The following is a 14369-nucleotide window of genomic DNA, read 5'->3' as shown; positions in this document are numbered from 1 at the left end:
CGCGGCGTTCACGACATCCTGATTGCCGTCACTGACGGGCTCAAGGGCATGCCCGAAGCGCTGGCCGCCGTATTCCCCGCCACCACGCTGCAGACCTGCATCGTCCACCTCATCCGCAACAGCCTCGATTACGCCAGTTGGAAAGACCGCCGGGGACTGGCCGCGGCGATCAAACCGATCTACGCCGCGCCCAGCGCGGAAGCCGCTCAGGCCGAACTCGATGCGTTTGCGGATGGGCCGTGGGGCCAGAAATTCCCGACTGTCAGTAGCGCGTGGCGCAACGCCTGGGATCGCGTGATCCCGTTCTTTGCGTTCCCTCCGGGTGTGCGCAAGATCATCTACACGACGAACGCGATTGAAAATATCAACTCGCAGCTGCGCAAGATCATCAAGACCCGTGGCCACTTCCCGAGCGACGAGGCCGCGACCAAACTCATCTGGCTGGCCTTGCGCAACATCACCGCGAATTGGGGAAGTGCCGCGCATGACTGGAAGACGGCCATGAACCAGTTCGCTATCCTTTACGCAGATCGATTCGTTCGGCCTTCCGTGTAATTACTCAACCTGCCTTGAACACGGAAATCCTGACACCCCCTACCATTTCGTTGGTGTCAAATACCCCGAAGTTGATATCGGCCACCAGATGCGTCGGGATGGCGGTCAACGTCACCGCCCGCACCTGCGGATAGCTGGCCACCTTGCCGCTGGCATAACGTTGCGCGCCAAAGTGCTCACGATTGATTGGGCTGTCAGCCGTGCGCAGCGTGGTGCCGTCCATCGCCCACAGACTCAATCCCTTGAAGGTATGGCGTGCGGCGTCCTGCATGGTCCACGCCCAGGCCGTCCGTTCAAACAGCCACGCCAGCGGTGCTTCGCCAACACGCTGGCGCGCCTGCGCCACGGCACTCTTGCTGACGAAAGGCGCGGCTTGGTTGGGCAGCGCCAGATCGAGGCTGTCGAGCACCTCGTTGATCGACCAGTGCCAATACATGGCCAAGGCGATCACCCGCCAAACCACCTGTTCGGCCGGCAAGCGCTGACGCCGGATGCTTGCGGCGCCCGTCGCTTCGACTGCATGCTCGATCCATTCGTGCGGCAAATGCTCCGCCAGTCGGCTCAGGTCCGGCGCCGGCTGTTGGGCAGCGCTCAGGGAGGTCAGGTGGCTGGAAAGCATCTCGCCAAAAGTTAACACCTCAGCGCGGCGTTTACAACCACTCCTCCTCAATACAAAAATGCCGTGCAGTCGCTTAACTGAACGGCATTAGCCGTCCTGGGGGAGCTTGCGCCAATGAAGTAGCTGATTCGGATTCGCGCCGTGCATGCGCGCCACCTTCGAAACCGTCTTGCCCGGCTCGAAGGTCTCCCTAATCATCGACAGTTTTCCTCTACCGACAACCGTCGTCGGCGCTCGTGTCCCGTCCACGCTTCAATCACGTCTTGCTGGTATTGTCCCGCGTTCCAGGCAAGTTGGCCCAGAGTGCCTCAAATGCTTCGAGGAGGAGTGGGGCGTCGAAACCAAGGTTCAACCGTAGCCCCCCACAATTTCATTTACCTTTCATCATCAGCGAGACGCGATGCCTTTCAATATGAGAAACTTGAAAATCAGTCTTGCAGACTGTGTTTGCTGCATCTAGGATTCCTAGCATACCAATTCAAATACCTAACGACGTGCCGTGCGGCCGGATATTTCGAACGCCGTGCAAGTTGCAATAGGCACCGCACGCAAAGTGACCACGAACTGCCAAAAGTCACGGAAGTTTGAGCTGATCGACCGTTATCAAGTCAATATCATGTATCGACATTACGGGAGAAGTCATGTGTGGCAGCTACTTCAACATGTGTACCCCACCCGGGCAGCACGGCGTGCTGCCGATCATCGAGTCGTTGTTGCATCACTATGCTCACAAGGACCTCTACGTCTATGAAAGAGGAGAGCGCTGGTATGTCGGTATTGGCGCGAAAGCTTCTCTGGTCGTCGATTCCGATGGCAAACAGGCCACCGTTTTCGCCAATGGCGCGACGCGGAGGAGCCCGATTCATGGGACGCTTACGGACGCCGCTAGGGACTTCATCTCGGTTCACGGGGCACCCGCAGGAAGGATTTTTGGTCAGGCCGCCTTCAACTACGCAGCCCATGTGAACGGCGATCCTTACCGACCAGGCAGATGGCCGTTGCTTGCCCTAATGGTTCCTGAGGTCGAGGTAATTTTCGATACGCGATCCGCTATCGTTTGCACTACTGATGAAGTCGTTGCCCACGAGGTTCAGGCGATGATGATCGCGGCCGCGGATGATAAGCCACCGGAATTACTCGCAGTCAACACATCCGCTAACGGACACGATTATGGATGTCGAGTTAGCCGCGCGCTTGCAGATATCAGTCAGGGGGCCTACAAGAAGATTATCGTTTCCCGTTCAATTGAGCTTGAGAATGAAATAGACATGCCGTCGACATTGCGACATGGCCGGTCATTTAATTCGCCGGCGCGCTCGTTCTTGCTCAAGCACGGACCATTCGAAGCAACTGGATTCAGTCCGGAACTCGTCGCGCTTGTCGAAAACGGTGTCGTGACTACTGAGCCGCTTGCGGGCACCCGTTCCACCGTCGGAACGGCTGAAGAGGTTGCTGCCCGTAGTAGCGAGCTTTTAGGCGACACCAAGGAAATTGTTGAGCATGTGCTCTCCGTGCGCGCCGCCGTCGATGAGTTGAATGAATTATGTGTCGCCGGAACAGTTTCTGTCAGCGATTTCATGTCAATACGTAAGCGCGGAAGTGTACAACACCTCGGGTCGCGCGTCTCAGGCAGGCTGAAGGATGGAACTGATGCTTGGGATGCATTCAATACATTGTTCCCCTCGATTACGGCCACCGGAATTCCAAAGAGAGTCGCGGTGCGCGCTATCGAGCTGCTCGAAGGTTCCCCGCGCGAGTTGTACTCGGGTGCCGTTTTGCTTCTGCAGGGACATGACATGTTTGAGGCGACTCTAGTGCTTCGAACCGTGTTCCAGGATGGCGCCAGGAAATGGCTTCAGGCTGGGGCAGGTATCATTGCCCAGTCTTGCCCGGAAAGGGAAATGGTTGAGACGAGCGAAAAACTGGCCAGTATCGCCCCGTATCTCGTCGGGAAAAACACTACGCATGTCCCTCAGTCCCGTGGGACAATTACGGACTATGCCCGGAAGTAGAACAGACTACCAACGGAGTGGCTTATGCAAGCGGAAAACCAATATGTGCTTGGATATCGCAAGGAGGAGCAAGCACGTCTTCAGCGCCAGGCCCAGCAGTTAGCGCTTGAATCCGGTTGGCTGTTCGCGCAGATACCGCTGAAACCTGGCAGCCGCGTACTGGAAATTGGATGCGGTCCACACGGATGCCTGGACATCCTCGCCACGTGTGTCGGTGAGACTGGATATGTCACTGCTATCGAATGCAACGAAGAGGCCGTCAGACTGGCGCGGTCAATGGTTCGTAACAGGAATTTGAGAAATGTTGAGGTCCTGCACGGGGACGCACGTGATACGAGATTACCCAAAAACGCCTTTGACATGGTCACGCTCCGTCTAGTCCTGGTGAACGTACCTCGACCTGAGGAAATATTGCGAGAAGCGATGTCGTTAGTACGCCCGGGCGGATGGATTGCGCTTCACGAGGCGGATTATCAGAGCTTTATGTGCGATCCTCCGTCAGCATCCTGGGCGACATACATGCAGCTATTCCAGAAATACGCGGAAAAGTACGGGATCGATCCATTTATCGGAAGAAAGATTCCGCGCCTGCTACGCGAGGTCTCAAATATTCCTGATATTAATGTCAACCCGTTAATTCATGTCTACCCTCCTGGTCACGAACGTCGGTACTTAGCCTATGAGTTTTCTGAAAACATGGGCGATCGACTCGTTGCCGAATCCATGATTACAAGGGAGGAATATGATTCGCTGAAAGTTTCACTCCATGAACATATCTCGAGGCCTGACACGCTAGTGGTCTCGCATACGTTTTTCCAGGTCTGGGGACAAAAACCATTTCGCGGTTCTTTATGAAGTACGGCGTGATTGACCCTTGAGGCTGGTGAGGCTTACTCAATTTCTGCCTCGGCCTTTGTTGGAAAATTCCGGCTACAGTAGTGTCATTTGTAATTTACAAGGAATGTCGCCACTGCATTCGCAACCCCAGGCGTGACAGGATTCGCAGTCTGGTAGTAACGTGCCGTCATTGGCACCGACAGGGTGGTGTCGGTGGTAGCGCTACCGACGCTGGCAAACGTACCAAACTCCACCGGCGTACCGTTCATCAGCAGTTGAATGCCTACCCCAGTCGCTTTGTCCCCCCGCTCATCGAGCGCCATCACACCGGGAGCACCAGTATTGTCGCGAGTAGCGTTTAATTTCAGCGTCACATTGTAGATTCCCGATGGTTGAGAGCAGTTCAGATTAATAACGAAGTTTCGATCTGTGGAAGTCGAGCCAATGCCTGAAAAGTAATCGCGACGGATATCTCCAAGTTGGACGGTGATACTTCGCGAACCGGTGTCGACGTCGCAAGTGGAGGTTGTGAAGACAATATTGTTGAGACCCGCGATCTGTTGTGGAGCGTCGGTTTGGGAAGATATGCTGCCGGTCAAGTAGAACAACGTCTTGGTTGCAACCGCCACAACACCCGAAGAAGGGGTAGCACTTGACTTGCGCAATAGTAGATCAATGGTACCGCTGACGTCGTTATTGTTACCCTCGATGCCCGTCGAAATCTTTTCGTTGTTGCTGCCACGATTGCCTTTGTAGGTCAAAACCAATTCTAGACCGTACGCCGGCAGTGTCAGATCCTGGCGCCACAATAAGATAGTAGAGGCCCAACTAAACGCACCCGAGGAACAATAAACTGAGAACGGAATGCCCGTTTGGCTCCAAAGGGTCGTCCCAATCGGGGCATCTGAGGAGACCGTAATACTCGGTAGTGTCAGCAGTGTGTTCGGGGTGCTTTTGTCGCTAGCACCGTCATTCCTGCAGTCCGAGGCATGCACCAGCCCGGGCAAGCAGACTAGCAGCACAGTCAAGCAGCGTACTTTAGCGGCGCGCCAATTCTTGAACCGTGGATATTCATTTCGATGGTATCGTCCGCTCTTCATATGCCACTCCTGTTGTCTGAACTAACCGGAAATCGTGGAGGTCGTTTGTTCAAGTTGATACAATCACGCCCGCGGTATTTCTGAGTCACCTACCATAGTTTGCGTCATCTTCGTCAAGCGGGATATACCCGGGAGCTCTATCAGTCGATGATGGTAATACCAAAGGCAGATCCAGAAAGCATATCTTGAAATAAATATTGACTGATAGATTTAACTTCACGATAGTGTTGCCGATACGTTAGGTAAAATTCGGCAAACCGTCACTCGACAATCTGCCGAATCACCTGGGGCGCGCGTGTTACACCGTCACCGCCGTTCAACGCTAGGCGGCCCCTTTCGATGTCGGAAGCGAGCCCTCGGCCCACGAGTCGTCTCAAGGGACGGCGCCCCTATCCTCCGGCAGTTGCATTGAACTGTTTCGTCCCGTATCGAGCGTCAGGCCGCCCGCGCCCGGCCCGTTCTTCTCGAAATCGCAGCTCGCGTTCGCCGACGTCGCGTCGCTGGTGCTCTACGGCGCATTCGTGTTCGTGCAGACCGTGCGTCACCCGTAGACCAAAAAATAGAGTTTCACCGTTTGCGAAGCAAAGATGTCAATTCACGCGCCGATCCGCGCACAGGCCACAAAAAAGGTAGTTGATTCAAAAGTTTGCTGCCAGCGAAGCAAAATTGTCACCAGCGTCTCGCCGCGAAGATGTCGCTACTGGCGGTTGTGCGCCCCAAATGCCTGATCGAACGGCCGAGCTCGCTGCACCTCGTCGCTATGCAGATAGGTCGACTTCGTCGGAATCGACGCGTGGCGCAAGTTGTCGCGCACTATGATCAGCGCGGCGCCGCGCGCGAGCGCGTGCGACGCGTGGGTGTACCGCATCCAGTGCGGGCTCGCGCGCCGCAGCGTCTCAGCAGTTGCCGGCCGTTCTTCCTGGATCGTGTCAGCCGACAGCATCGAGAACCGGCGCAGCACACGCCACAGTCGCGTGCATTCGATACCCGTGCCATCCTCGTCGAGACTCACGACGGCGTCGCCTGGCTCCAGCGCGCCGGCGTGAATAATAGTCCGCGCTGCACGAGATACTGATCCAGCGCGGTTCGAGCGAGCGACGGCAACGCCACCTTGCCGAGCTTGCCACCCTTGCCGAGCACGTGCAGCCAGTGATCGCCGTGCTCGTCGCGGCGGATGTCGCCGAGCGTCGCACTGACCAGTTCGCTCGCGCGCAGACTGGTCGCGTAGCCGAATTCCAGCACAAGCCACAAGCGTTTGGCGCCCGGCGCGCTCCAGCCGTACGACCATTCGAGGCCATCGGCAAGCGTGCGGATCAGCAGCCACTCACGTTCGGTAAAGCCGCGGGACACGTCCAGTCCCGCACGCTGCACGTGGCTCTTGATCTTGACGCCGGCAAACGGATTCGCGAGCACGTAGCGCGGCTCGACCAGCCATCGAAAGAGCGCCGGCAAGACGTTCAGGGCATACGCTGCCGAGCGGGCGGACAGCGGACCGGTGAACGGCCGCCATTCGATGTGGTGCCGCGGCCGAGATGGGCCAACCCAGCGCTCGCGCGGCGTTGACCGCCGCAGGAAACTCCGGTACGCGATCGCATCGTCGATGGTGAGCGACGACAGTGCGCAACCGCGCTCGACGACCGCCCACAGGATCAGACGTTCGGCGTCCTTTCGATAGGCGCCCTTTGTGGCGGCGGATTCGTGCAGCGACAGCCACGACTGAACCGCCTCATAGTCGTTCGAAGCCTTCAGCAGGCAGGCGCTTTCGGGGCGCGGAACTGGCCGCGCGAACCGTCGACCTCGTGCGGCACGCACAACTGCTCCCACGGCACGATGCTGCCGGACGGCACCGCGACGATCAATGCCCGCGCCCGTTCGGTCAGCGCCGGATGCGCGGCGAAGAACGCCTCGATGCGGCGCCTGCGGGCGACACCGAGTCCGGCGATAGCGGATCACCAGCGACGCCGCCGGGGAATCCGCACGGTCAGGTCCGCGAGTGTCCGAATGCCGTGCGCGGGCAGCGCCTCGACGATGCGCAGCGGCAGCAACACCTCGACGGCATCGGTGATCAGCGGCGCCGGCGCGGGCAAGCTGCGAAGCGTCTGGATCGCGCGAGCCAAACTGTCGGCAGCCGCGTTCGCCGGTCGGGCGACAAACGCGGCCGCCAGGTCCGGGCGGTGGCGGGCTTGCGCGTACGCGATGAGCTGCCGGCGAATCCCGCCGAGTACGCCGCGCGACGACGTTCCGACTGCCCGGCGATCGCCGAGAAAGCGGGCGACGGCTGCTCTCGCGTCCAGGCCGGCGTACCAACTGCGCAATGCTGCAAGCTCGGCCTCATCGGGAAAGACAAGTTCGGTCTCACCGGTGGGAGGGGCGTCGCGCGTTTTCATGACTTGCAGTTTAGATCAAAATTGTTGATGGACCGATAATGTTAGATTATCTGTGCGCTTTCGCTTGAATGCTAATACCCCCTTCTGTCGATGTGGTCACGTCCCCACTGCAGCCGCGATGGGTGAGCGCTTGCCCGCTACGATGTAGTGCTGCAGTTGTTTCCAGGCGGACAGGTATCAATGCCATGGAATTGCGGCAAGCTGCTTGTCGTGGATGACCAGAATGCGTTCACCGGTTGCCAGTTCGTGGTGAGCATTTGGCAGCGCTCGCCGAGCTCGACTCGCGTGATGGACGCACTGAGTAACCGTCTTCAAAGTCAAGTGTGATGAAGCGAATTGTCGCAAGGCGTGTTGGATCTGACCATGGCATTAAGCATGGTCAGGAGCTTGCGCATGCAGGCGACCAGCGCGACCTTGGACAGTTTGCCGCCTGAGATCAAGCGTTGGTAGAAGGCGGTGATAGTGGGGTTGCGACGTGCGGCTGTCAGCGCGGCCACGTACAGAACGCGGCGTATTTCGAAGCGTCCGCCTTGGATATGTCGGCGACCACGCGTTGCGCCGGAGTCGAAGGCCATCGGGGCCACACCGACCAAGGCGGCGATTTGTCGTCGATTGACGCGGCCGAGTTCAGGTAACTGAGCATTCAGGGGGCGCTCGCTCGCGGCCCGGTCTGGCAACCTCCAAACTCTACCGTACTGGTCTGGTTTAAACATACAAGCGCCGCTTCGGCCCGCCGGTATGGCTCGACCTCGGCGCTAGCCGAGGTCGCATCCCGCCGGTAGAACGCCAGGTAGACGACCCGAATCAACCAACTGAGCTGATCAAGGTCGCCGCGGCCAGAATCTTTCCATAAGATCAAGACCTTACGGGCGGGATTCGAAGTCTAGGAAGCGAATTGACGACATTACTTCGGCCAGATTGTCGATAAAGTCGTCAACTCAAGCGTCGAGCGCCTTGCGCGGAGAGCATCTCGAGTTGACATCTTTTATTTGGTCTACGTCACCGCGACTTCTTCCTCGCCGCGCACGACAGTGCGGACGAAGCGGTGCACGCGGCGGCGCCGAGCAACCGAACCGCGATCATCAGCATGGTGCTGCTGTTCGCGAGCCTCGTCGCGGTCGTGCTACTGGCGAAACTGCTGTCGCCGGCCGTCGAGCATGCGGTGCTAAACCTCGGCGCGCCCGGGTCGGTATCGTGATCGCCGCGCTCATGCTGCTGCCGGAAGGGCTCGCGGCCGTCACCGCTTCGCGTGCGAACCGCCTGCAAACCAGCATGAGCCTCGCGCTCGGTTCGCCGCTCGCGAGCATCGGGCCACGATCCAGACCGTCGCGGCCGTGTTCATCTGGGTCGGCCAGCCGCTCACGCTCCGGATCAGCACGAGGGAAACGGTCCTGCTGACGCACACGCTGCTGGTCAGCACGCTCACGCTGAGCCAGGGGCGCACGACGGTGCTGTACGTCGTGCCGTTCGCCGCGTACCTATTCCTGTCGGTGACGCATTGATGCAGCGGCCCAGGGCCGGCCCCGTCATGGGTAACACCCCTCCCACAGCCACTATCGCGTAACATATTAGTCTATTCAGACAACGGGTCAACAGGTTCGGAAAGGCTGATCATGCCCCATGTCGATGGGGCACGGAAGTTACCCCTTCAGTGCACCATCGTAGTTGCATTGAATTGGAGCGGTCGGCTCACCAAGTAATTTGCTTCACATCGACCTGCAAGCTACTCTGACGAGAACAACGAATGAAAAGATGCGCCGACGAAGTTTGTTCACATAGCTTATTTAACAGCCAAAATCCTCACGACCAAACAACAAATATGCAGCATTTCCGATCCGAAGGAATTATAGGAAAATGAACATGGATAAGTTAGTGATTCGCGTTATCGTTGCCGACGACCACCCCGCCATCATTAGCGGGCTAAAGGCGTCTCTGGCTATCCACTCAACAATCAAAGTCGTCGCAGCCGCCTCAAATTCCACGGAACTTATTAGTGCTCTTAATGCACACACATGCGACGTCTTAGTTTCAGACTACGCCATGCCTGGCGGAGAATTCGGAGACGGCGTTACTCTCTTTTCTTTTTTGCGCCGACGTTACCCGGACACCCGCATTGTTGTTTTAACCATGGTTAGCAATCCCGGGACAATCCGGTCCCTTTTAAAACTTGGCATAAAGTGTATAATTAGCAAATCCGACAGTACAGACCACGTAATGACCGCCATACATGGCGCATATGCTTCTGGGCGATATTTCTCACCTTCCATTTCAGATATAGCGTGGCAAGCACAAATCGAATCACCGAGAACAGCAAATAACGAATTAACCACACGAGAGGAAGAGATCGTTCGGTTATTCGTCTCTGGTTTAAGTGTAAATCAGATCGCACAACAGCTAAAACGCAGCAAACAAACAGTCAGCTCGCAAAAAACAAGCGCAATGAGGAAGCTCGGCATTGAATCAGATACAGATTTGATCAAATATGCGATTGGAGTCACTCTCGCAGGAACTGAAAAAACGCCCCCTTCCAGCCAATCGACAATTAATAAACGCTCTAGCCCGCGAAACCCGAAAGCGCCATCGCACGACCCCATCGATTAATCCATATAAAAGCCAACGTTTATGCCGAGTCGAACCACTCGCGCGCGACCTTAATAGGAATTCCATCAAAATTGTTCTCGCCAATGCAGGCACACTCGAAGCATACATTATGTAACCACAGAAACCTCTTGCAGCACCCCGATCGATTTATCAAGACATACTTCACCCCCTCAATCCACAACCTCAAATAGCCCTCTTGCCAATCAAATCTTCTCCGAAACGGCATAACCAAGATCAACATTTCGACTCAAGCAACCACCAACTTAATTACGGATGTCCACCAAATTGGACACACAAAAGATGCCCCTCTTTTAAAAATTAATAAACCCAAACCTTTTATCACCGCCAACCCACTGAGCCGCCCTCACGAATAGCCCAATTACCCCCGCACCGAACCGCCAGCCGAGCGCCGCTCAAGGAACTTTTGAACCATAAATCGTAGCATTTCAGCTTTACTCTTTGCGCCCATAAAGTCTCCCCACTTAACACAGGCCTCAATATCGCCACACAAACCAACGAGATCCATCTCGTGAACCATCGCAAAGGCGCCCTTTATCGAGTGCAGTTCTCTCATTATATTCATAATATCACGATTTAGCATCGAAGCATCGATGCAACAAATCGACTCATCGAAAGCACGCGACAACTCATGCAGAATAAGGTCGGGTAGCACGCCATGAGAAAAATCCTTCACCAATTTTTCGCCCCTTACTTCTTTCGCACATTTTGTAAGACGCCCTATCACTTTGTCTATCAAATCCGGTCGCCCCGGCTTTAATACAACCTCGTTAATACCAGCATCACGACACATCACACGCTCATTTTCAGAAATATGTGCGGTGATCGCTATGATAGGCATATGCACATTACGATCACGGATCAAACGCGCCAGATTATACCCACTCATACCCGGCATCTGCAGATCAGTTATCAGAACATCAAAAGCTCGCTCAACTGTCATCCGCAATGCTGACATTCCATCAACCGCAACATCCGCACTATACCCGAGAGCCATCATTTGGTCACATAGAATTTCCCGATTTATGGCATTGTCATCGACAATTAACAATTTAAAATTCGCCATACTTTCAATATTTACCAAAAATATGAAAAATCAGCACAAGACAAAATGCGCCGCCGTCCCACGATCAAATTTATGTCAACTCCACTTTCTGTCACGAATTACCAATGTACTATTTATTCCGACAATTTCGCCCACCCTTACCAATCGATTGACTTTCTGCTTTTCAACGATGATGCTGCCAGATCGCTAACCTCGCCCTGTTCGAAGAGCATCAGCATATCGGTGCGTATTGACCGCGGCGACCGCAGCCGGCCCCACCTGAGCCTGAACCAGAATTAGTCCCCGTCGGAAGTGGAGGTTTCCGGTTAGTTGAGTGGTCAGGCGTGGCGGATTCCCTTGCCTGACGGGCGAATTCGGCGAGTGTCATCCACCGCAATGCGGAGTGGAGACGAACCTCATGATAGTACGGGCACCAGTCGTCGATTTTGCTCTGCGCGTTAACCAATGACAAGAACCAGTGCGCGTTCCGACATTCCTGCCGGAAGCGCCCATTGAAGCTTTCGACCTTGGCGTTGTCAGTAGGCGTGCCCGGCCGGCTGAAATCCAGTTCAACGCCATGTTAATACGCCCACCGGTCCATTGCCTTCGAGATGAATTCGCTACGTTGTCAGACCGAACGAATGCGGGTTTGCCGTACAGCCGCAATAGGCGCGACAGCGCCAGGATCGCAACCTGCGGCCGCAAACTGGCGCCGTCTTAGTTCGCCAAGCCTTCGCGAGTGTATTCATCGACCACGCAAAGCATCTTCAACGCCCGGCCGTCGACCAACTGGTCGTGCACGAAGTCATAGCTCCATACCGGATTGGATTGTGTCGCACCGGATAGGTTGATATCGTTGCCACAACGAAGACGGCGAAAACGCCACCGCAGAAAGTTGAGCTGGAAGGCTCGCCACATTTGCCGCGCACGCGACTCGCACAGCTGAGGCTGTATCGAGTTCTTCGAAGGCCAACCGTACGCGCGAACTACACACTGCAAAGCAAGGGGTACGATCGAAGAGGACACTGGCGGCGCATGAGTGGAGAAGTGTTACCAAACCTCCCGGGCCCGTCTATTGGTAAGTGCCAATATTAGTGATGCCGACGCCCCCGCTTCCACCAACTTTACTGCAAGTTCGTGGCACTGCGGGATTCGGGCAAACGTCATCGCGTCACGCGACGCTCACGCCGAGCCACCATTCACGCCTAACGGTCCTGACGGTATCAAGCAGCCGGCGTGGGTGCGCGAATTCCAGCGCAGTGGCCGGGTCTTCGAGCAGTAGGTAGCCTGAGCTATGTTCTGGCACTGCGTCATTCAGCACCACGAGATCAAACTCAGCGCCCCATAACTCGAGCGGCTTGAGCGGTTCGCGGCGCCCGATCAAGCCGCTGACCAATCAGCTATAAAACTCCACCTCGCCTCCCACAAGGTGGTACATCGACCCAACAATCTTGATCTTGCCGTTCTTTTCCAGGTTGGCCAGCACATCGCTGCGGCCTCGGATTTGGTCGATAGTCTGGCGCACGTTGGTGGCTGCCACGGCATCGACGAACGCATCGTTCTTGCTGTTGCGCTCGCCATCGAACTTGGTTGCGTCCAAGGCCGGCTTAATCTTGTTCAGCAAGCCGGTGAGATTACCGAGGTTCGCGCCGTCGATGGCACCTTCAATCGCGCCGCACGAAGTGTGGCCCATCACGAGCACAACTTTGGAGCCGGCTGCGGCGCAAGCATATTCGAGGCTGCCCAGCAGATCGTCGTTGACGATATTGCCCGCCACGCGCGTATCGAAAGTATCGCCAATACCCGCGTCGAAAATAATTTCTGCAGGCGCACGCGAATCCATGCAACTCAGGATGACAGCTGCCGGATACTGGCCGCTCGCGCTCGCACGCTTCTGCGCCAGATAATCGTGCGTTTGCAGTCTGCCAGCTCGAAAGCGCTCATTGCCATGCTTCAACATAGCGATCACGTCGTCGGGCGTCATGGCATCGCGCTGCCCCTTGCTGAGAGCAGCGGCGTGCGTCAAGCCGGGCAGGAGTTCGGCAGCCAGACCGAACGCCATGAGAATCAAGGCGGTTTTGAGCGAAGCGCGTCGAGCAGCGATCGACGTAGCACAGCAGAATTGAGTCTGGGAAACGATTGGCATATTCTCCACGAATATACAGCGATAATAACTCGAATCAGAACCCTCATTTACGGTCCGGTTTGAGGACTTCAACAATTTATTCTGAAATCTTCGATTAAGCAAAAGGTTTCTGGCCCAAATACGCGAAGTACGCCCCTTTGAGCCGCTGTAGGCGTTCGATGGGCGACTTACGACCGCCATCAGTCGCCAGATGTCTGCGAGAAGATGGCGACCGCCATTTCGGGCGCCGCTTCGGAACGGGCGCTTGATTTGCGGCTTGCTCTACGGTACGGCGCGGTAGGCATAGGTTCGTGCCACTTACTCCGTCGCGTGCCGTTACTTAGCCGCGCTGCCAGCGCAATTCGATGTACCGGTCGAGGGCAGTTTAGCAATTGCACTGATAGACACAACCGACCTTCACGCCTTTGGCAATCGCGCCACGCTTCGGTGCCGTCGTTTTCTCCATCTCAGAGTACGCTGGTTTAAACCGATGACCAGAAAGAAACGGTGTAGCACTCCCTTTCAGCGTAGCCCACGCCAAGCCAGCGGTCCCCGGAAAAGACTGGTGGGCTCCTTCACCCGCCCGGCCTGGCAAGCTGCGTCGAAATCACCGGAGACCTTCGCAGTTCATCGAGGGAAGTCTCGACGGCGCAATGCCGCTGACAAGAATTAGCGGCATTGAAACGCCTAACGGGCAAAACGCGGCCGTCGCGCGATAGCGGGCAAGTTCTGGTGGGGTGACGCGAAAGCGGAGTCACAGTCGAGTGCAAGGTGACGCTTTCGATGCCACGACGGCCCGCGTCGTCAGCCATCTCACCGGCTAGCTGTGAAGCGTCAAGAGGTTGTTTCTCGACGCAGGAAGTCTGGCCATCGGCGCAACGCCGCCGATGGCGCTATGCGCACGATGCCAGTTGTAGTGGTGCTGCCAACTCGCCAAGGCTTCGATGCGATGGGCGGAGCTCTGGTATGTCCATGCGTAGGCCCATTCACGTAACCCACGCCAAGCCCTGCGTACCAAGCCACTGCATCGCGCAGGAACTGCACGGCACTGCGCCTTGTCTCGTCTGGAT

Annotated in this window: 8 protein-coding genes and 6 pseudogenes; 5 read left to right on the top strand and 9 right to left on the bottom strand. The window is 56.4% G+C overall.

The genetic code is table 11. The annotated features are described in order from the left end of the window. A partial coding sequence (locus WT24_RS18810; RefSeq protein ID WP_156441729.1) for an IS256 family transposase occupies positions 1-555 on the top strand: 555 nt, incomplete at its 5' end. Positions 556-595: 40 nt separating this feature from the next. Here the strand turns inward: WT24_RS18810 and WT24_RS18805 are convergent. Next, a pseudogene (locus WT24_RS18805) lies at positions 596-1174 on the bottom strand (transposase domain-containing protein); the annotation flags it as partial. 90 nt (positions 1175-1264) lie between these two features. Continuing rightward, a pseudogene (locus WT24_RS33115) lies at positions 1265-1434 on the bottom strand (transposase); the annotation flags it as partial. Positions 1435-1863: 429 nt separating this feature from the next. Between WT24_RS33115 and WT24_RS18800 the strand changes: the two are divergent. Both WT24_RS18800 and WT24_RS33110 read left to right on the top strand, forming a co-directional pair. Continuing rightward, positions 1864-3186: a salicylate synthase gene (locus WT24_RS18800; RefSeq protein WP_257127521.1), complete on the top strand. Its 1323-nt coding sequence runs from the start codon at positions 1864-1866 to the stop codon at positions 3184-3186. 24 nt (positions 3187-3210) lie between these two features. Next, on the top strand, positions 3211-4041 hold the full coding sequence (locus WT24_RS33110) for a methyltransferase domain-containing protein (RefSeq protein WP_156441834.1): 831 nt from the start codon (positions 3211-3213) through the stop codon (positions 4039-4041). Positions 4042-4127: 86 nt separating this feature from the next. Here WT24_RS33110 and WT24_RS33105 read toward each other — a convergent pair whose 3' ends face one another. The 3 genes and pseudogenes from WT24_RS33105 to WT24_RS33100 all read right to left on the bottom strand — a co-directional run. Further along, positions 4128-4784: a fimbrial protein gene (locus WT24_RS33105; protein WP_257127520.1), complete on the bottom strand. Its 657-nt coding sequence runs from the start codon at positions 4782-4784 to the stop codon at positions 4128-4130. A gap of 1036 nt (positions 4785-5820) precedes the next feature. Continuing rightward, a pseudogene (locus WT24_RS18795) lies at positions 5821-7510 on the bottom strand (phage integrase family protein). Between the two features lie 317 nt (positions 7511-7827). After that, positions 7828-8157 (bottom strand): annotated as a pseudogene (locus WT24_RS33100) (transposase); the annotation flags it as partial. A gap of 347 nt (positions 8158-8504) precedes the next feature. Between WT24_RS33100 and WT24_RS18790 the strand changes: the two are divergent. Both WT24_RS18790 and WT24_RS33095 read left to right on the top strand, forming a co-directional pair. Continuing rightward, positions 8505-9012: pseudogene (locus tag WT24_RS18790) on the top strand (ionic transporter y4hA); the annotation flags it as partial. A 358-nt stretch (positions 9013-9370) separates the two neighbouring features. Then, positions 9371-10111, top strand: a complete 741-nt coding sequence (locus WT24_RS33095; RefSeq protein WP_082742228.1) for a response regulator transcription factor — start codon at positions 9371-9373, stop codon at positions 10109-10111. Between the two features lie 379 nt (positions 10112-10490). Here the strand turns inward: WT24_RS33095 and WT24_RS33090 are convergent, their stop codons facing one another. From WT24_RS33090 to WT24_RS33080, 4 genes and pseudogenes are all read right to left on the bottom strand, one after another. Next, positions 10491-11213, bottom strand: coding sequence for a response regulator (locus WT24_RS33090; RefSeq protein ID WP_156441833.1), 723 nt, complete (start codon positions 11211-11213; stop codon positions 10491-10493). Between the two features lie 193 nt (positions 11214-11406). Further along, complete coding sequence (locus WT24_RS35835) at positions 11407-11742, bottom strand: integrase core domain-containing protein (RefSeq protein WP_082742225.1); 336 nt, start codon at positions 11740-11742, stop codon at positions 11407-11409. Between the two features lie 828 nt (positions 11743-12570). After that, positions 12571-13320, bottom strand: coding sequence for a carbonic anhydrase family protein (locus WT24_RS18775; protein ID WP_060035451.1), 750 nt, complete (start codon positions 13318-13320; stop codon positions 12571-12573). Positions 13321-14119: 799 nt separating this feature from the next. Next, positions 14120-14369 (bottom strand): annotated as a pseudogene (locus WT24_RS33080) (integrase core domain-containing protein); the annotation flags it as partial.

Source organism: Burkholderia sp. MSMB1078WGS, from assembly GCF_001528895.1.
Taxonomy (GTDB): Bacteria; Pseudomonadota; Gammaproteobacteria; order Burkholderiales; family Burkholderiaceae; genus Burkholderia.
Note: the sequence above shows the minus strand (reverse complement) of the source record. Positions and strands in the feature narration are given on the sequence as shown.